The sequence below is a fragment of the Glutamicibacter sp. V16R2B1 genome (assembly GCF_005774635.1).
Classification (GTDB): Bacteria; Actinomycetota; Actinomycetes; order Actinomycetales; family Micrococcaceae; genus Glutamicibacter; species Glutamicibacter creatinolyticus.
This window is the reverse complement of record NZ_VATX01000024.1, coordinates 1-16,384: the sequence shown is the minus strand read 5'-3', so window position 1 is coordinate 16,384 and position 16,384 is coordinate 1. Positions and strand designations below refer to the sequence as shown.

The 16,384-nt window shown below is 62.5% G+C and carries 16 protein-coding genes and 1 pseudogene; 11 read left to right on the top strand and 6 right to left on the bottom strand.

Translation table 11 applies throughout. From position 1 onward, the window contains the following. Positions 1 to 107: pseudogene (locus FDN03_RS16835) on the bottom strand (IS481 family transposase); the annotation flags it as partial. Positions 108 to 276: 169 nt separating this feature from the next. On the opposite strand from FDN03_RS16835, the gene FDN03_RS14875 reads away from it, so the two are divergent. From FDN03_RS14875 to FDN03_RS14845, 7 genes are all read left to right on the top strand, one after another. Next, positions 277 to 582 carry a hypothetical protein gene (locus FDN03_RS14875; RefSeq protein ID WP_138178391.1) on the top strand — a complete coding sequence of 102 codons (306 nt, stop codon included), beginning with the start codon at positions 277 to 279 and terminating at the stop codon, positions 580 to 582. A gap of 11 nt (positions 583 to 593) precedes the next feature. Continuing rightward, a complete protein-coding gene (locus FDN03_RS14870) occupies positions 594 to 1,025 on the top strand; it encodes a hypothetical protein (protein WP_138178390.1) in 432 nt (143 codons plus the stop codon). Continuing rightward, positions 1,026 to 1,253: a DUF2997 domain-containing protein gene (locus tag FDN03_RS14865; protein WP_138178389.1), complete on the top strand. Its 228-nt coding sequence runs from the start codon at positions 1,026 to 1,028 to the stop codon at positions 1,251 to 1,253. Continuing rightward, on the top strand, positions 1,250 to 2,053 hold the full coding sequence (locus tag FDN03_RS14860) for a helix-hairpin-helix domain-containing protein (protein ID WP_138178388.1): 804 nt from the start codon (positions 1,250 to 1,252) through the stop codon (positions 2,051 to 2,053). Before FDN03_RS14865 ends, FDN03_RS14860 begins: the two co-directional genes overlap by 4 nt. Continuing rightward, positions 2,053 to 2,664 (top strand): 4Fe-4S single cluster domain-containing protein, encoded by a 612-nt coding sequence (locus tag FDN03_RS14855; protein WP_138178387.1) that lies wholly within the window; start codon positions 2,053 to 2,055, stop codon positions 2,662 to 2,664. Before FDN03_RS14860 ends, FDN03_RS14855 begins: the two co-directional genes overlap by 1 nt. A 122-nt stretch (positions 2,665 to 2,786) precedes the next feature. Beyond that, positions 2,787 to 3,446 (top strand): hypothetical protein, encoded by a 660-nt coding sequence (locus FDN03_RS14850; RefSeq protein WP_138178386.1) that lies wholly within the window; start codon positions 2,787 to 2,789, stop codon positions 3,444 to 3,446. A 259-nt stretch (positions 3,447 to 3,705) separates the two neighbouring features. Continuing rightward, positions 3,706 to 4,923 (top strand): ammonium transporter, encoded by a 1,218-nt coding sequence (locus FDN03_RS14845; RefSeq protein WP_138178385.1) that lies wholly within the window; start codon positions 3,706 to 3,708, stop codon positions 4,921 to 4,923. A gap of 78 nt (positions 4,924 to 5,001) precedes the next feature. Here the strand turns inward: FDN03_RS14845 and FDN03_RS14840 are convergent, their stop codons facing one another. Continuing rightward, positions 5,002 to 5,706, bottom strand: coding sequence for a DNA-3-methyladenine glycosylase (locus FDN03_RS14840; protein WP_138178384.1), 705 nt, complete (start codon positions 5,704 to 5,706; stop codon positions 5,002 to 5,004). Positions 5,707 to 5,884: 178 nt separating this feature from the next. On the opposite strand from FDN03_RS14840, the gene ffh reads away from it, so the two are divergent. Beyond that, on the top strand, positions 5,885 to 7,447 hold the full coding sequence (gene ffh, locus FDN03_RS14835) for a signal recognition particle protein (RefSeq protein ID WP_138178383.1): 1,563 nt from the start codon (positions 5,885 to 5,887) through the stop codon (positions 7,445 to 7,447). A gap of 161 nt (positions 7,448 to 7,608) precedes the next feature. Continuing rightward, positions 7,609 to 8,451, top strand: coding sequence for a transporter substrate-binding domain-containing protein (locus tag FDN03_RS14830; protein WP_138178382.1), 843 nt, complete (start codon positions 7,609 to 7,611; stop codon positions 8,449 to 8,451). A gap of 121 nt (positions 8,452 to 8,572) precedes the next feature. Here FDN03_RS14830 and FDN03_RS14825 read toward each other — a convergent pair whose 3' ends face one another. Further along, a complete protein-coding gene (locus FDN03_RS14825) occupies positions 8,573 to 10,288 on the bottom strand; it encodes an AMP-binding protein (protein WP_138178381.1) in 1,716 nt (571 codons plus the stop codon). A gap of 403 nt (positions 10,289 to 10,691) precedes the next feature. Here FDN03_RS14825 and FDN03_RS14820 point away from each other — a divergent pair, with 403 nt between their 5' ends. After that, positions 10,692 to 11,894 (top strand): hypothetical protein, encoded by a 1,203-nt coding sequence (locus FDN03_RS14820; protein ID WP_138178380.1) that lies wholly within the window; start codon positions 10,692 to 10,694, stop codon positions 11,892 to 11,894. 143 nt (positions 11,895 to 12,037) lie between these two features. Here the strand turns inward: FDN03_RS14820 and FDN03_RS14815 are convergent, their stop codons facing one another. The 3 genes from FDN03_RS14815 to FDN03_RS14805 all read right to left on the bottom strand — a co-directional run bounded on the left by FDN03_RS14815 (position 12,038) and on the right by FDN03_RS14805 (position 15,102). After that, positions 12,038 to 13,750: an AMP-binding protein gene (locus FDN03_RS14815; protein WP_138178379.1), complete on the bottom strand. Its 1,713-nt coding sequence runs from the start codon at positions 13,748 to 13,750 to the stop codon at positions 12,038 to 12,040. Positions 13,751 to 13,870: 120 nt separating this feature from the next. Continuing rightward, entirely contained in the window at positions 13,871 to 14,080 is a 210-nt protein-coding gene (locus FDN03_RS14810; RefSeq protein ID WP_054820397.1) for a CDGSH iron-sulfur domain-containing protein, read from the bottom strand. Next, positions 14,077 to 15,102, bottom strand: a complete 1,026-nt coding sequence (locus FDN03_RS14805) for an iron-containing redox enzyme family protein (protein ID WP_138178378.1) — start codon at positions 15,100 to 15,102, stop codon at positions 14,077 to 14,079. The genes FDN03_RS14810 and FDN03_RS14805 overlap by 4 nt, the downstream gene beginning before the upstream one ends. A 15-nt stretch (positions 15,103 to 15,117) precedes the next feature. Between FDN03_RS14805 and FDN03_RS14800 the strand changes: the two genes are divergently transcribed. Beyond that, on the top strand, positions 15,118 to 16,218 hold the full coding sequence (locus FDN03_RS14800) for a glycosyltransferase family 2 protein (protein WP_249354615.1): 1,101 nt from the start codon (positions 15,118 to 15,120) through the stop codon (positions 16,216 to 16,218). Positions 16,219 to 16,384 lie beyond the last annotated feature (166 nt).

Sequence of the window (16,384 nt, the reverse complement as noted above, 5' to 3'; positions counted from 1 at the left end):
ACCTGGAAGCGCTCGGCGACACGCGCCTGCGTCCATTTCTCGTTGATGACCAGCAGGACCATTTTCAGTCGGCCCTGCGGTGTCAGCGAAGCGCGGGCATGAGTAATGTAAGACATGAGGACCTTCGTGTGATTCGAGATGAGTGTGGTTACCCATATCGATACCGGAGGTCCTCACCTCTTCTCACACAACGCGCCGTTGCCCACAACCTCCGTGGGAAGAACAGCTAGCGCACCCGAGGCCGCTGGAGAAATCTCAGCCGAAGACCCGTCACTCATGGAGCGCCTGGCCCAGGCCAGCAACGGTTTCTCGGGCGCCGAAATCGCCGAAGGCGTCGTCAGCGCGTGCTTCGATGCGTACCATGAACGCCAACCACTGCGCGAGGCGGACTTGCTGCGGGCAATCAGCAACACGGTTCCGCTGGCCACCATGCAAGCCGAACAGATCCGGGCGGTGCGTGACTGGGCTAGCCAGCGCGCGGTGGCAGCCACCGCAGCCGAGGACGAGGAAGAATTTGCCGCCAGCACCTCCGGGAGCGCGGACGTGACCAGTTGGCGTGGCGGACGCCGAATCGATTTCTAGGGGGAGCACCGATGAGTTTGGAAGTTTTCCTGATCCCCGCCGGGATCATGGCGGTCAAGGCCGCGCAGGAACTACATAATGCGAAGAACAGGCAGTACGAGCAGGCTTTTGAGTCCACCCGGATTCAGGACCAGCAGCTGCTCATTGAGGGGCTGGACGCACTAGGGATCACCGAGCACCAGGTGCAAGGTGAGCTCGTCACCGCTCAGACCCAGGCCGGGGAAGCGGTGTTCGTCCGCGAGTCGGACCGTTACCTCGCACAGATTAGAAACGATCAGGAGGCCACCGGCGCACTGGTGCAACAGCTGCACTCGGCGGTTGGTCAGATCCTGCAACGCAGGAACGTGGAGAAAGTCCAGGCCCAGGCACGCACCATGGGAATGCGCCTTATGGAGCAGCGCGCGGTGGACGGCAGCGTCCAGCTGGTGTTCGAGGAGGCATAGATGTCAAAGAAATTCATCGTGACTATTGGCGCGGACGGCATGATTTCCGCCGAGACCAGCGACATTACCGGGGCCGCCTGCCTGGATGAGTTGGCCACCATCGAAGCGTTGGTTCCCGACGCACGGGTGGTCGACTCGCGATTGACGGGAGACTACTACCGCGCCGCCGTGCAGGAACAGCACCTGCCGGTGCAGAATACCGTCAAGGATCAGCGGGGACAGGCATGAACGTCTCGTTCCGGCAGCTGATGTGGGCGCTGCTGAGCAGTGTAGGAGTGGTCTGGCCGGCCCTGACAGTGGGGTTGGGTTCCTGCGTCGTCTTCTTCTACCGCGGTGTGCGGATGCGCAACTGGCGGTGGCTCATCATTGGCGCCGTAGCGCTGGCCATGACCATTTTCACCTTTGCGATGATGCCGGACAGCGGCATTAAGACCATCAACGGATCCTCCGTGTTCTATAACCTGGTGGTCGTCCTGATGCTTGTCAACTGGTTCGGATCCACGATTGTCGCCCTGGCACTGAACCCGCGCTGGTTGCGTTTTCTGATTGAGACTTCTCCGATGGTGCCGGCGGAGGTACGCTCCCGCTACGGGCAGCCGCAGCGCCAGCGGACCCAGGAACCGCTGCTGGGACAGCAACAGGACCAGCAATGGTGGACCACAACCAACACCTCGTCCACCGGGAAGGCAGCGGCACAGGGCACAATGTCTGGCTTCTCCCAGGCCGGGGCGCCTACTTCCCCTGACATCACGGCCGGGCATCAACTCCCCGTGCGGGAGGAGTTCACGGGCAACGTGGAGGTCAACCAGGCACGCCCCGCGCAACTGCGGGCGCTGGGCCTGCGGCCGGCCGACATTGATTCCATTCTTTCGGCACGAAAACGCATTGGCTCATTCAACAGTTTTGAGGAACTGCTGGAATCCAGCGGGGTGGCGCCGCACGTCCTGCTCCCGTTGCGCTCCAGGCTGGAGTTCTCCGGCAACCCCACGCGCAGTAACCGGCGCGGCTCTCGGACCCTGGACCTGTAATGCCCAGTGCACTGAGGGTGGCCCGGATCCTGCATGCCACCCGTGCCGAAGGCCCGCATCTGCGCAGCGCCATCTGGGTGCAGGGGTGTTCCATTCGCTGTAAGGGCTGCATCAACCCGCACCTGTTCACCGAACGCGGGGGAACACTGCGGGAAGTCGGTGACATTATTGCCGAGGCCCAACAGCATGAGGTTGAGGGCATCACTCTGATTGGAGGGGAACCCTTTGACCAGGCGGCCGCCGGAGCGGACCTGGCGGAGGCCGCCCAGGCAGCGGGGCTGGGAGTGCTCACCTTCACCGGTTACACCATGGAGTCCCTTCAGAACCGGGATCCGGACGCGGCGCGACTGATTGCCGCCACGGATCTGCTCGTGGACGGTCCCTACCGGGAGGATGAACCGGAGACAGAACGCGCGTTGATCGGTTCAGCCAACCAGCGTTTCATCCACCTCAGCTCGCGCTACGAAGAATACGACCCGGCCTGGGCGCCAAACCGGGTGGATGTGAGAATCCATCCGGACGGGACAGTGGAGCTCGGTGGTTTCCTGGACAGTGAAAATCTGCGTGAGTTCTCTACCCAAAGTGGCCTATTGCGCCGGCGGCGTAGCTGAAATGAGCCAGAGGTCTTTTGCCCTCAGCTGAGTAAAACTGTCCTATCGAGTTGATACATTTAGATTCATCTGCATTCATCGGAAATTCAGATGATCATCACTCCTACAAAGGATGGTTCACCGTGAAAAAGGTAGCCACAATTCTTTCCGTAGCCCTGCTTGGAATCTCGCTGGCCGCTTGCGGCGTTGCACAGGAAGACTACGATGCCGCTCAAGCCTCGGCAGCTTCGTTGGAACAAGACCGAAACGCTTTGCAGACGCAGCTCACGGAGACTGAAGCAAAGCTCGCAACAGCTGAAACAGAGCTTGAAGAGTTCCGCAGCGCCGAAGAAAAGCGTCAGCAAGAAAAAGACGCCGAGGAAAAGCGCAAGGCCGAGGAGAAGAAGAAAAAGGAAGAGGCCGAGAAAAAAGAAAAGGACGCCCTGAAAAAAGCTAAGAAGGTGACCAAGCGCGAACTCGCCCAGGTGGTTAAGAAGCCGGATTCAAATGTAGGACGCAATCTCATAATCTATGCCCGAGTCACACAGTTCGATTCAGCGACTGGACCGTGCACCTTCCGCGCCAATGTGAGCCACGCCCACGTTGGGAAATATGACTACGAGCATAATTCCATTTTCAACGCCGGAGATGGTTTGCTGAACTGCGACGTTCTGGATGATGTCGTGCAGGACGACATCATCCAGGTGACCGCTGAAGTATCTGGTTCCTTGTCCTACGACACTCAAATCGGTGGTAGCACTACCGTGCCTGAATTCCAGGTAGTGAAGCTCAAGCAACTCTAACGGCTACCATCGTGCGGCGGTCGGGGAACACTTATGTGTTCCCCGACCTCCCTCGGTATTTTTGGGAGTAACGTCCCCGTAACCGCAATGACCCGCAGCCGTTACGGGACACCTATTTTTGTCATCAGACCGAAACGCAGACCAGCGCACCGCCGAAACAACTACCCAGCAAGATTAAGTTCGTGGGGATGCCCAAGGACGTGTACCGCCCCTTGCAATCAAGCAAAGAGACACTTTTGCGAAGGTGATGGTGAAGGCGATGGAGATTTCGACAGCCGAGTTGTGGACGCTGATGGCCGCAAGCCTGGTGGTATTGATGACCCCGGCACTGGGTCTGTTTTACGGTGGGATGACCCGGGCCACCGGGGTCGTGAACATGATGTTGATGAGCTTCACGGCCGCTGCCATGACGGCGGTGGTCTGGGTACTGTGGGGCTACTCGCTGGCGTCCGGTGAGCCGATGCTAGGTGGCCTCCTCGGTGCGCCGCTGAATGATTTCGCCCTGCTGGGCACCGACATGGCCGATTTGTTGCCTGTCGGCTTTGCCGGGGCGTTTGCGATGATCGCCGTGGCTATCATTTCCGGGGCGATTGCCGACCGCAGCCGGTTCGGGGCCTGGCTGCTGTTTGTTCCGGTCTGGGTCTCCCTGGTCTACGCACCGGTTGCCTTCTGGGTGTGGGGCGGGGGTTTGCTGGATGCCGACGGATGGCTGGGTCAGCGCTTTGGTGAGGCCATTGATTTCGCCGGCGGGGCGGTGATCCACACGAACGCCGGTGTGGCGGCCCTGGTGTTGGCCCTGAAGCTTGGGCCGCGGCACAATTTTCATGACCGCCCGCAGCCGCACAACACGCCGCTGGTGATGCTGGGAGCGGCTCTGCTCTGGTTCGGATGGTTCGGCTTCAATGCAGGCGCTGCGAGCACCGTGGAGCAGGCCGGACTGATCTGGGTCAATACCCTCATTGCGCCCGGCGCCGCGGTGCTCGGGTGGATCCTGGTGGAGAAACTGCGCGGCCAGCGTCCCACCTCGGTGGGAGTGGCCTCCGGCCTTGTGGCCGGACTGGTCGCCATCACCCCGGCCTGCGCCAACGTGGCGCCGTGGGCGGCGCTGCTGCTGGGGCTGGTGGCCGGGACGGCCGCGGCCTGGGCGGTGAACTTGAAGTGGAAGCTGGGCTATGACGACTCGTTGGACGTCGTCGGGGTGCACCTGGTGGCAGGCGTGGTCGGAACCCTGGCCCTGGGGTTGGTGGCGCTGCCGGGGCTGGAGGAACCGGCTGGCCTGATCTACGGTGGCGGGCCGGCGCTGCTGGTCTCCCAGCTGGTGACCTGTCTGGTGGTGGTGGTTTTCTCGGCCACCGTCACCTGGGTGATTGCCCTGTTCGTGGACAAGCTCATCGGCTGGAGGGTCGATGGCTCCACGGAGGTCGCTGGCATTGATGCGGCCGAGCACCAGGAGTCGGGTTACCAGCTGGTGCGCTGACCGGGTCGTGCTGAATTAACCTGGCGTGCCTGGGCGGGGAACTGGCAGTAGTCGTCGGTTTCCCACCCGGTGCGGCGTTTAGGAAGAGGGGTTCCAGCTAAAGGCATCGCGTACCGGATCGTGGCGCCAGGGAGCGGCGTTGCGTCCGGGGCGGAAGGCGGACACGGTCGGATCCCCGGGAATCCAGAACCGCCACGGGAAATCGGTGCCGCCGGCGGTCCCGGCGACCCCTACCCGGGGGCCGTGGGCAATGTGCTCTACCCGTTGGATGGGTAGTTCCAGATGGAACGGGGCAACGAACAGGTCCAGCCCGTCATGTTCGGCCCGGGTGACGCCCAACGCCGTACCCAGGTTCCCCGGTCCGCGGGCCAGCTGCGCGTGGTTGATGGGCGAGGGCGAACGGCCATTGGCCGCCTGATGGCGTTTGGCGGTGCGGCGTTCAACGGCCAGCTCTTCACCCTCCACGATTTCCCCGGCACGCAGCAGCACCGCCGAGGCGGTGCCGGTGGGGGAGCAAACCAGGTTGATGGCGTAGTGCACCCCGTAGCTCAGGTACACGTAGGCGTGGCCGGGAGGGCCGAACATGGAGGCGTTGCGTTCGGTCTTGCGGTCCTTGGAATGCGAGCCCGGATCATAGGGCGGCGGGGTGCCCACCCCGTGATAGGCCTCGGTCTCGGTGATCCGCAGGGTAACAACACCCTCGGGGCTTTGGACGCTCAATCGGGCACCGAGCAGCTGGGGTGCGACCTCAAGTCCGTGGGCGGTGAACAGTTCGCGATCCATGAGGCCAGTATGGCATTGACCGCCCGGGCACCGGGGGCGGCGGTGATTTTGCGTTGAGTTCTTCACGCTGGCGGCGAATCGGTGCCGAACCATGCCGGGTTATTGATATTCTTGATGGTTGAGTCCTGTGCGCTTTGCTTCGCGCACCACACGACCTACCGAAAGAAGTGCCCGGCACGTGTTTAATTCACTCTCCGATCGCCTGACAGCCACCTTCAAGAACCTGCGCGGCAAGGGCAAGCTCACCGAGGCCGACATTGACGGTACCGTCCGGGAGATCCGACGGGCCCTGTTGGATGCGGACGTTGCCGTGCCGGTGGTGCGCGCCTTCGTGGCCCAGATCAAGGAACGTGCCCTGGGCGCCGAGGTCTCGGAGGCACTGAACCCGGGCCAGCAGGTTGTGAAGATCGTCAACGACGAGCTCGTTGAGATCCTGGGTGGGCAGACCCGCCGCATCAACCTGGCAAAGAACCCTCCCACGGTGATCATGCTCGCCGGTCTGCAGGGTGCCGGTAAGACCACCCTGGCCGGCAAGCTGGCCAAGCACCTGAAGGCCGAAGGCCACACCCCGATGCTGGTGGCCTGCGACCTGCAGCGCCCGAACGCGGTCAAGCAGCTGCAGATCAACGGTGAGCGTGCCGGCGTGCCGGTCTACGCCCCGCATCCGGGCGTCTCCTCCGAATTCGACACCCCCACCGGTGACCCGGTGGTCGTGGCCCGCGACGGTGTGGCCGAGGCCAAGGCGAAGCTGCACGACGTGGTGATCGTTGACACCGCCGGCCGCCTGGGCGTGGACGCCGAGATGATGGCCCAGGCCGCGAACATCCGTGCCGCCATCAATCCGGATGAAGTGCTCTTTGTCATTGACGCCATGATCGGCCAGGACGCGGTGAACACCGCCCAGGCCTTCCATGAGGGCGTGGACTTCACCGGTGTGGTCCTGTCCAAGCTGGATGGTGACGCCCGCGGTGGTGCTGCTCTGTCGGTGGCCTCGGTGACCGGCAAGCCGGTCATGTTCGCCTCCACCGGCGAGAACCTGGACGACTTCGAGATCTTCCACCCGGACCGCATGGCCAGCCGCATCCTGGACATGGGCGACATCATGACGCTCATCGAGCAGGCGGAGAAGAACTGGGACCGCGGCGAAGCGGAGCGGATGGCGAAGAAGTTCGCCGACCAGGAAGACTTCACCCTGGATGACTTCCTGGCCCAGATGGCCCAGATCAAGAAGATGGGGTCCATGAAGAAGCTGCTGGGCATGATGCCCGGCACCCAGATTTCCCGTCAGCAGCTTGAACAGTTTGACGAGCGCCAGATTGACCGGGTGGAGGCCATTGTGCGCTCCATGACCCCGCATGAGCGCAACGCCCCCAAGATCATCAACGGTTCGCGCCGTGCCCGTATTGCCAAGGGCTCGGGCGTCGCGGTTTCCGAGGTCAACCAGATGCTGGAGCGCTTCACCGAAGCCCAGAAGATGATGAAGAAGATGGCCTCCGGCGGCGCCATCCCGGGCATGCCCGGTGCCGGCCGCGGCGGGGCCCGCAAGGCCAAGGGCAAGGGGAAGGGCAAGAAGCAGAAGTACGGCAACCCGGCCAAGGCCGCCCAGGCTGAGCTGGAGGCCAAGAACAAGAAGGCCAACGCTCCCAAGGGTGCCGCATTCGGGCAGGGCGGGGTCCCGGAGGACTTCGACCCGTCAAGCCTGAACCTGCCGTCCGGGTTTGAGAAGTACCTGGGCAAGTAGCTTCCTGAGCTGTTCGGGGAGGCGACCAACATTGTTGGTCGCCTCCCCGAAGTGTTTTAATTCCGTTTCTGGTGCTTTACCGGCCTTGCTGAGCAGCAGAGGGCTGGTGAAGGGCAAGTAACTTCCTTGGGTGGGCGGTCTCCCGCCAGTAGCATCTTGGCATGACATCACATTCCAAGCACCTTCGTTCCCTGACTCTCATGGGCGTGGCACTCCTTGGTGCCGCCACCCTCTCCGCCTGCACCGCCGAACAGGACTCTGCCGGTAACACGGAAACCTCCAGTAAGACTGAGGCCGACAGGCCGCGGTTGGACGCCATCAAGAAGGCCAACCAGCTCAAGGTCTGCACGACGGGAGATTACCGTCCCTTCACCTACCTGGACCCGGAGTCCGGCGAATGGAGCGGCATCGATATCGACATGGCTCAAGACCTGGCAGAGGAGTTGGGCGTGGAGGTGGAGTTCGTACAGACCTCCTGGAAGAATCTCATGCCTGACTTCCTGGAGAAGTGCGACATGGCTGTCGGCGGGGTCTCCATTTCCTTGGAGCGGGCCGAGCAGGCGTACTTCAGTGACGCGACACTGGATGAAGGCAAAACACCAATCACCTTGTGCGAGAACGTGGAGAAGTACGACACCGTCAAGGAAATCAACCAGCCCGGCGTCCGCTCCATCACCCCCATTGGTGGAACCAACGAAAAGTTCGCAGACGAGCACTATCCGGAAGGGGAGATCATCCGATTCGAGGATAACAATGCCATCTTTGACGAGATCATTGCCGGCCGTGCGGACGTGATGACCACGGACGCCTCGGAAACTCGGTGGGTGGCCCACGAGAAGCCCGAACTATGCGCGGTGCACCCGGATAAGCCGTTCAACTTCTCACAGAAGGCATACATGCTTCCGCGCGGGGATGAAACCTTCCGACAGTACGTCAATCAGTGGCTGAACATGTCCAAGAATGACGGCACGCTGAAGCAAGCCGAGAAGCCCTGGTTCGGATAGCTTTCACAGTTCTCGGACCCGAGGTGGGTGCCGAAGTCGCATTGGAAAAAGGGGCGTGACAACCCGGACGCTGGGGCCTGGACTCTGGCGCCCCGGTTGTCACGCTCCGCGTAGCCTGTTCCTAGCTGCGGCTGGCAAAAAGCGCAGGGAAGTCACTGTCCCTGAATTCCTGGGAAGACCTCGTGCCCGCACGGTGCTGTGCTTCCTCGTTTTGGCGCAGTTCTACCCTGCGGATCTTGCCGGAAATGGTCTTGGGAAGATCCGAGAACTCCAGGCGCCGGATCCGCTTGTAGGGAGCCAGGTGCTTCCGGCAATAACCAAGGATCGCCTCGGCGGTCTGCGCGGTCGGGGAGTGTCCCTCGGCCAGGATCACAAAGGCCTTGGGGACCGAGAGCTTCATGTCATCGGGGGAGGGGACCACCGCCGCCTCTGCCACGGCGGGGTGTTCCAGGATCACCGATTCCAGTTCGAACGGGCTGAGCTTGTAGTCACTGGACTTGAACACGTCATCGGCGCGTCCCACGTAGGTCAGCACCCCGTGCTCGTCCCGTTGGGCAATGTCACCGGTGTGATAGACGCCCTCGCGCATTGCCTGGCTGGTGGTGGCTTCGTCGTTGAAGTAGCCCTTCATCAACCCCACGGGTGGGTTATCCAGGCGCAGGCAGATCTCACCTTCCTCGGCGACCGCGCCGGTGGTGGGGTCACGCAGTTCCACGGCATATCCGGGCATGGGCCTTCCCATGGCGCCAATGGTGATGCGTTCACCCGGAGGGTTGGCAACCTGGACCGTGGTTTCCGTTTGCCCGTAGCCATCCCGGATCACCTGACCCCATGCTCGGTAGACATGGTCAATGACTTCGGCGTTCAGTGGCTCGCCCGCCGATACCAGCTTGGTTGGTGGGGTGACTAGTTCTCCCAGGTCCGCCTGGATCAGGTATCGCCAGACCGTGGGTGGGGCGCAGAAGCTGGTGACATTCTTGGACTCCATCTGCTGCATCAGTGTTCGGGCGTCAAAGCGTTCGTAGTTGTACACGAACACAGTGGCCTCGGCGATCCATGGGGCGAAGAAGTTGGACCAGGCGTGCTTGCCCCAGCCGGGGGAGGCGACGTTGAGGTGGATGTCGCCTGGTTCCAGTCCAATCCAGTACATGGTGGCTAGGTGGCCTACGGGGTACGAGGTGTGGGTGTGCTGCACCAGTTTGGCCTGGGAGGTGGTGCCGGAGGTGAAGTACAGCAGCAGGTTTTCATCCGCTGCAGTGGGGACGTCCAGCTGGAATTCGGTCGGAGCGTCTTCCGACTCTTGGTAGTCCAGGATCCCCGGTCCTGGCGTTCCGTTCACCTGCACGAGCGTGTAGTTCCCCGGTACCTCACTGAATTTGGGGATCTGCTCTTCATTCGTAACGACCCAGCTCGCGTTGCCACGCTGGATCCGCTCGGCAAGGTCGCTACTTGTCAGTTGCGTGGTGGAGGGGATGATGGCGGCACCTAGCTTCATGCCCGCCAGCATGACTTCCCACAACGCGATTTCGTTGCCCAGCATGACAATCATGGTCTCCGAGCGTTCGAACCCCTGATCGGAGAACCACCGCGCCACCTGTGTGGAACGCCGCGATAATTCTGCCCAGGTGTAGCTGGCGGTGCTGCCATCCGGCTCGGCCAGGATCAGCGCCGGGCTGTTGGCCCGTTGTGGGTCGCGAGCGACCTGGTCAAACCAGTCATAGGCGAAGTTGAAGTCCGTGAACTGCGGCCAGCTGAACTCCTCGCGTGCCCGCTGATAGTCTTCGCGCAAGGCGAGTAGCTGGTCTCGGGCGGCACGGAACTTGGCGGTGTTGTTCATCTGGGTCCTTTCACCTGCAGTGGCAGCCGCCGCTGTGTCATCAGCACTCGGAGCGCACTTAAATTCCAGACAAATATACTCTGGTGACCAATCTGGACGAAGTGTTGCGTCAAACTGCGGGAGGAATTTGTGTTTGAGGCCGCGTTTTGATCAATTGTATTCCTTCCCTCTCACGCTTAAACGCCTCGGGGGATGGGGTTCATGTCGCGGGCTGGCAGCCTACGTGCGACTAAGAGGGTGAACTGCTCCGGTGACAGCGGCAATCTCCGAAATGGCTGCAAGTCATCCTTTGGGTCGACCGCGTTGTGCCGGATACTGCCCGATCTCCGCCTTGGGATGCCCGCTCGAATTGGAGCCGCCCATAGGATGAAGCAAAGACCCGATCCTTGGAAGGGAATCCGCCATGAGTACCCAGGAATTCAATACCGCCGTAGCCGTCTTCAATTATGACGTCCACCGCGACGATGCCCAGCAGCGGGTCTTTGAGGCCCTCAGTGCCTTTGACCTCGTCGGCTATATCGAGGCGGCAGACCGCGAGGGTGGTAGTACCTACGTCCACGCAGAACTGGCCCTGAACGAGGACGAGCAGCCGATGACGGCCACCGCCTCCGGCAACCTGTCGGTCTCCCAGCAGAGCCTGGAGCAGCTGGCCGGGAAGCTGATGGAAGCCAGCGGTGCCGACAGACTCTACCTGGACGGCGACTTGGCGGCCGGCACGGAACTAGAGCACGCCGAGGACGCCGGAGCCGATGACGAAATGGAGATGGAGGTCGACACCGAGGAATCCTTGCAGGCGATTGCCGGTCCAAGCCTGCGCCGCAGCGATTTGGCGTTGTCCGCGATGGGGCAACCAGGCTCGTGGCTAATGAGGCAAGACGCTTCTGGGTTACTCGCGCTGCGCCGCGGTGAACCGGTGGAGATCATCCTTGGGCGGAAAATGGTTCCGGCGCTGGAAATCCTGCGCCACGACGAGGCCTACGAGCTGCGATTCCACGCACGCAGGGGAGCCGTGAACGTCAACGGCAGTGTGGCCGCGCAATACTGGATGGGTCCTGCGCAGCGGGCTGTTCCCACTGTCGCGGCAGAAAGCGCCGCGGCAAAGTATCAGGCCGATTTGGCGCAGTGGCTGTATGGAATTGACGAGGAGGAGCTGGCCGCCCTGGAGTCGTTGTGGCCACAGGCCGCTCGTGAGCTGCGCGCATTGTCCAACGAGCGCACCGAGGAATCCCTCCGCCAGCTGGTGGGCAACCTGGGGATGCCGTCCGAGCTGATTGATGCGGTGCGTGATGAACTGGATCCCACGGGTTTTGAATCCCTCAAGGGAGGTCTGTTCACCGGTCTCGACCAGGCCCTTGAGGAGGAGGTCTCAGACGCCAAGGGAGTAAAGAGACTGATTTACCGGACCGGCTGGAGCCCTTCGGCGTTGATTGGGTCCTCACTGGTGATCCTCGCGGCCGGCACGCAACTGAACCGGTGGATGCGTCGCAAGGCCAAGCCCGGTGCAGGATGGCGCCGAACCATCATGTTCTTCTGGTACTCCGACGCCATCTACTACCTCGCCCGAGGGTTCCGGCAGGTATTGGCGAAGAGGCTCCCCAAGGCGTAGGAGCCGCACCTACCTCCGAAGGGAGAGCGCACACCAGACAAGAGCAGGCGCTGCCTGACTGACGCGAACTCATCAGCCAGACAGCGCCTGCTCTTTGTACTACTCCTGCCTACGTATTGGCTGGTGCCGGCCGCTGGGGGGAGTTAGGAGCTTTGGGACTTCACGGCCGGAAAGTCCGAGTCGCGGTATTCGACTCCGCTCATCGATTCGCCGCGATGGCGTTCCTCTTCGGCCTTGCGCAGCTCCACCCGCCGGATCTTGCCCGAGATGGTCTTGGGCAGATCCGAGAACTCCAGGCGCTTGATCCGCTTGTATGGGGCCAGGTGCTCACGGCAGTAGGCCAGGATGCTTTCTGCCAGCTCCGGGCCCGGGTCATGGCCGGGCGCCGGGATGACATAGGCCTTGGGCACGCTCAGGCGCAGCTCATCCGGGGCAGGCACGACCGCGGCCTCGGCCACCCCCGGGTGCTCGATCAGCACCGACTCCAGTTCGAAGGGGCTCAGCTTGTAGTCACTGGACTTGAACACGTCATCGGCGCGTCCCACGTAGGTCAGCACCCCGTGCTCGTCCCGTTCGGCAATGTCACCCGTGTGGTAGAAGCCGTCACGGAACGCGTCCGCCGTCTTCTCCTCATCCCCGAAATACGAATTCATCAATCCCAACGGGCGGGGATCAAGTTCCAGGCAGATCTCGCCAAGATCCCCCTGCTCGCCGGTGGCCGGGTCCACCAACACCACGTTGTATCCGGGCATGGGACGGCCCATCGCCCCAATGGTGATGCGTTCGCCCGGGGGATTGGCAATCTGCACCGTGGTTTCGGTCTGCCCGAACCCGTCCCGAATGACCTGCCCCCAAGCCCGCTCCACCTGGCCAATGACTTCCGCGTTCAGTGGTTCACCGGCCGAGACCAGCTTTGCCGGAGGATTTTTCAGGTGACCCAGGTCCGCCTGGATCAGCAGCCGCCACACGGTGGGCGGGGCACAGAAGCTGGACACCTGTTCGGCGTCCATCTGCTCCATCAGGGCCTTGGCGTCGAAGCGGTCATAGTTGTATAGGAAGACCGTGGCTTCGGCAATCCACGGGGTGAACAGGTTGGACCAGGCGTGCTTGGCCCAGCCGGGGGAGGCCACGTTCAGGTGAACGTCCCCTGGCTCCAGGCCAATCCAGTACATCGTGCTCAGATGGCCCACGGGGTAGGAGGTGTGGGTGTGCTCCACCAGCTTCGCCCGGGACGTGGTCCCCGAGGTGAAGTACAGCAGCAGCGTTTCATCGGCCCGAGTGGGCTCATCCAGGCTGAACTCCACCGCAGCGTTCAGGGAGTCGCCATAATCCAGGACACCGGGTGTGGGGGAGCCGCCGACCTGGATCAAGGTGAAGTCGCCGGGAACCGATTCAAACTTCTCCACCTGGTCCTGGTTGGTCACCACCCAGTGGGCGTCGCCGCGTTCGACCCGGTCGGCCAGGTCCGCTGGGGTCAGTTGCACCGTGCAGGGAATCAACACCGCGCCGAGCTTGATCCCGGCCAGCATGGTCTCCCACAACTCGACCTGGTTCGTCAGCATGACAATCATCCGGTCGGAGCGGCGCACCCCCTGATCCGAAAGCCAGCGGGCCAGCTGGGTGGAACGCTGGGAGAGCTCCTTCCAGGTGCGCCGGGTTGAGGTGCCGTCCATCTCGTTGATGACCAGAGCCTCTTTCCCGCCGCGCTCGCCGGACGCCACCTGGTCAAACCAGTCAAAACCGAAATTGAAGTGGGTGAACCGTGGCCAGCTGAACGTGTCCCGCGCTTCCTGGTAGTTCCCTCGCAGGGAGAGCAGGTGGTCGCGGGCGGCTCGGAACTCTTCGGTGACGTTCAATGCGCTTACCTTTCGCTTGCAGGCACGAGGCTTTCCGGATCAAGGGTGATCCGCATCACTGGACAATATACTTTGATGTCCAACAATTTGAAAGGGTGCCACCGGGAGGCAGGGGTTTGGTTAGCGTTGCTCGAAGCGGTTCAGCTTGTGGGTGCCGTCGCAGAAGGGCTTGATGGCCGAGCCGCCGCAGCGGCAGAGGGCCACGGTGCCCCGCCGCGGCTCAATGACCTCACCGTCCGCGTCCAGGATCTCGAAGTCCCCGCGCACCAGCAGTGGTCCGCGTGGGCACACCGTGATCTGGGTGTTCTCTTGTTTGTTCTCCTGGCTCAAGCGGCTACTCCTGCCGGTTCGCGCAAGGAGGAGTTGCCGGACTCCCAGGCGTCCAGCTGCCAGTGTCCCACCATCGCGTCCACTGCGGCGGCCGCCTGGGCGCCAAAGAAGACATCCGGTGCCAGGTCGGGCTGGTCTTCCACCAGCCCGCCGGCCAGGTCGCGTCCGGCGATCTGTTCATGGACCGCGTCGGCTTCAACGTGCTCGTCGAAATAGTCCGTGACCGGCGCCTCGAAGCCCAGGCGGCGGAAGCCACGGGCATAGGCGGCGTTGGGCAGCGAGGACGTCATTTCATAAATGGCCAAGTGCCCGGTGATCGCGCCGCGCAACCGCCGGTGCATTCCAAAGAGCGACATCATGTTCACCGAGGCCAAAGTGATCGCCGGTACCTGCTCAATGTAGGCGCCAAAGGTGTTTTCCAGCCCGGCGCCGTGCATGGTGGTCGCGAACAGCTCGCTGTGCATGCGGCCCAGCTGTCCGCCGCCGTACTCATCGGCCTGGATCTCCACCATGGCCGCCTTGGCCCGGCCCTCCAGCCGCGGAATCGCCCAGGTATGCGGATCGGCCTCCTTGAGCTGGTAGACCGACTTGTGAATCAGGAACTCGCGGGCCTGCTCCAGGGTGGCGTGCCGCTGCACATACTTGGACACCGAAGGCCCCGAATCATCGGCGGCCAGTTCAAAGAGGCGTTCGGCCACGGCCTCGGCCCGAGGCTCAACCCCTGGAGCCGAACCGGCGGCCTCCCGCAGCCGGGCCTCGAAGCGTTCCTCAAGCTTCCGGCGCTGGACCAACAGGCTTGGCTCCCACTCCCAGGCGGCATCCATCTCGTCAAACCCGCGGTAGGACAGCTCATAGATGATAAAGAGGCCCAGCTGGATGTCCTCGTCGAACAGCGGGTCACTCTCGGCCACCACAGCACGGCTGACCACGTCGGCCAGGATCGCGGTATCCGCGCCGGCAGGCTGGCGCAGCACCGAGGCCAGTTCGGTGGTCAGTGGTCCACGAGGTGTTGGAAGCTTCATGGTGTTCCTTCTCTGATGCTGAATGTCGGCAACAAGCCGCTGACGTTGGCCATATCGTGGCAGTATTCTCGGCTCAAGACCAGCGCTGACAGGAAAGGCCAAGGTATGTCATCTGCAAGGCATCGCGCCGCACCCGGTTCCGGGCCAACTGGGGTCGCCAACCTGCCGTTGCCCCGGTTGGAGGCCGAATACATCCTGCCGCTGAAGTGGGCGGACACCAGTGGCGATGACGAGCTCGTCTCCTACCTTGAAGAATTGTCGCAGTGGGTGGACATCACCATCGTTGACGGTTCGGCGCCGCCGGTCTTTGCAGAGCATCGGCGGCGTCTCGGGCCGCTGGCCCGGCATCTTCCGCCGGAAGGAGTGAAGCCGCCCAATGGCAAAGTGCACGGTGTTCTCACGGGGATTCGCCATGCGCGTCATGAACGGATCGTGATCGCCGATGATGATGTGCGCTATTCCAGGCAGAGCCTAGGGCGCGCGCTGGATTTGCTGGAGCAGGCCGATCTGGTGCGGGTGCAGAACTACTTTGACCCGCTGCCCTGGCATGCCAAATGGGATAGCGCCCGAAGCCTCATCAACCGTGCCTTCGGCTCGGATTATCCCGGGACGCTGGCGGTACGGCGGAGCCTTGTGGCGGGTGGCTACCGCGGTGATGTGTTGTTCGAGAACCTGGAGATGATCCGCACGGTGCTGGCGCGCGGAGGCACCGAAGTGCGTGCGGATGACCTGTTGGTGCGGCGCCTGCCGCCGCAGACTGCCCACTTCCTGGGGCAGCGGGTGCGCCAGGCCTATGACTCCCAGGCGCAGCCGGTGCGGCTGCTGGTGGAGCTGTCATTGCTGCCACTGCTTGCGTGCCTGGCCAGGAAACCAGCCAGGCTGTTGCTGTTCGTGGCCGGCACTGTTGTTCTTGCCGCGTGGGGGCGGCGTGGAACACAGGGTGTCTTCCCGTGGTCCACAGCCATGTTTGCGCCGTTGTGGGTGGCCGAGCGTGCCATCACGTCCTGGATAGCCCTGGGCTGGCGGCTGGCCGGCGGAGTTCCCTATGCCGGAGGGAAACTGAATCACGCGGCGAGCTCGCTGCGGGACCTGCGCAGGGCACAATCCGGCTTTTAGGGCATCGGAGCGTAGCGCATAGAGCTTTCCGTATGTAACTAGCGAAAACAGGCTCTTCGCAATTGAGGGTGTAGGGCAGCACTGCCGCTGAGCTGATTTCGGGGCGTGTCGTAGGGCAGTAAAAAGTCGAGGTCTTCACAAGAATGGAAGTTCCTACACAACCTTC

Excerpts from the sequence above, each read along its gene's own strand:
- FDN03_RS14875 (WP_138178391.1), top strand. The coding sequence starts at position 277 with ATGGAGCGCCTGGCCCAGGCCAGCAACGGTTTCTCGGGCGCCGAAATC.
- FDN03_RS14870 (WP_138178390.1), top strand. The coding sequence starts at position 594 with ATGAGTTTGGAAGTTTTCCTGATCCCCGCCGGGATCATGGCGGTCAAG.
- FDN03_RS14865 (WP_138178389.1), top strand. The coding sequence starts at position 1,026 with ATGTCAAAGAAATTCATCGTGACTATTGGCGCGGACGGCATGATTTCC.
- FDN03_RS14860 (WP_138178388.1), top strand. The coding sequence starts at position 1,250 with ATGAACGTCTCGTTCCGGCAGCTGATGTGGGCGCTGCTGAGCAGTGTA.
- FDN03_RS14855 (WP_138178387.1), top strand. The coding sequence starts at position 2,053 with ATGCCCAGTGCACTGAGGGTGGCCCGGATCCTGCATGCCACCCGTGCC.
- FDN03_RS14845 (WP_138178385.1), top strand. The coding sequence starts at position 3,706 with ATGGAGATTTCGACAGCCGAGTTGTGGACGCTGATGGCCGCAAGCCTG.
- FDN03_RS14840 (WP_138178384.1), bottom strand. The coding sequence starts at position 5,706 with ATGGATCGCGAACTGTTCACCGCCCACGGACTTGAGGTCGCACCCCAG.
- FDN03_RS14830 (WP_138178382.1), top strand. The coding sequence starts at position 7,609 with ATGACATCACATTCCAAGCACCTTCGTTCCCTGACTCTCATGGGCGTG.
- FDN03_RS14825 (WP_138178381.1), bottom strand. The coding sequence starts at position 10,288 with ATGAACAACACCGCCAAGTTCCGTGCCGCCCGAGACCAGCTACTCGCC.
- FDN03_RS14820 (WP_138178380.1), top strand. The coding sequence starts at position 10,692 with ATGAGTACCCAGGAATTCAATACCGCCGTAGCCGTCTTCAATTATGAC.
- FDN03_RS14805 (WP_138178378.1), bottom strand. The coding sequence starts at position 15,102 with ATGAAGCTTCCAACACCTCGTGGACCACTGACCACCGAACTGGCCTCG.
- FDN03_RS14800 (WP_249354615.1), top strand. The coding sequence starts at position 15,118 with ATGCTGAATGTCGGCAACAAGCCGCTGACGTTGGCCATATCGTGGCAG.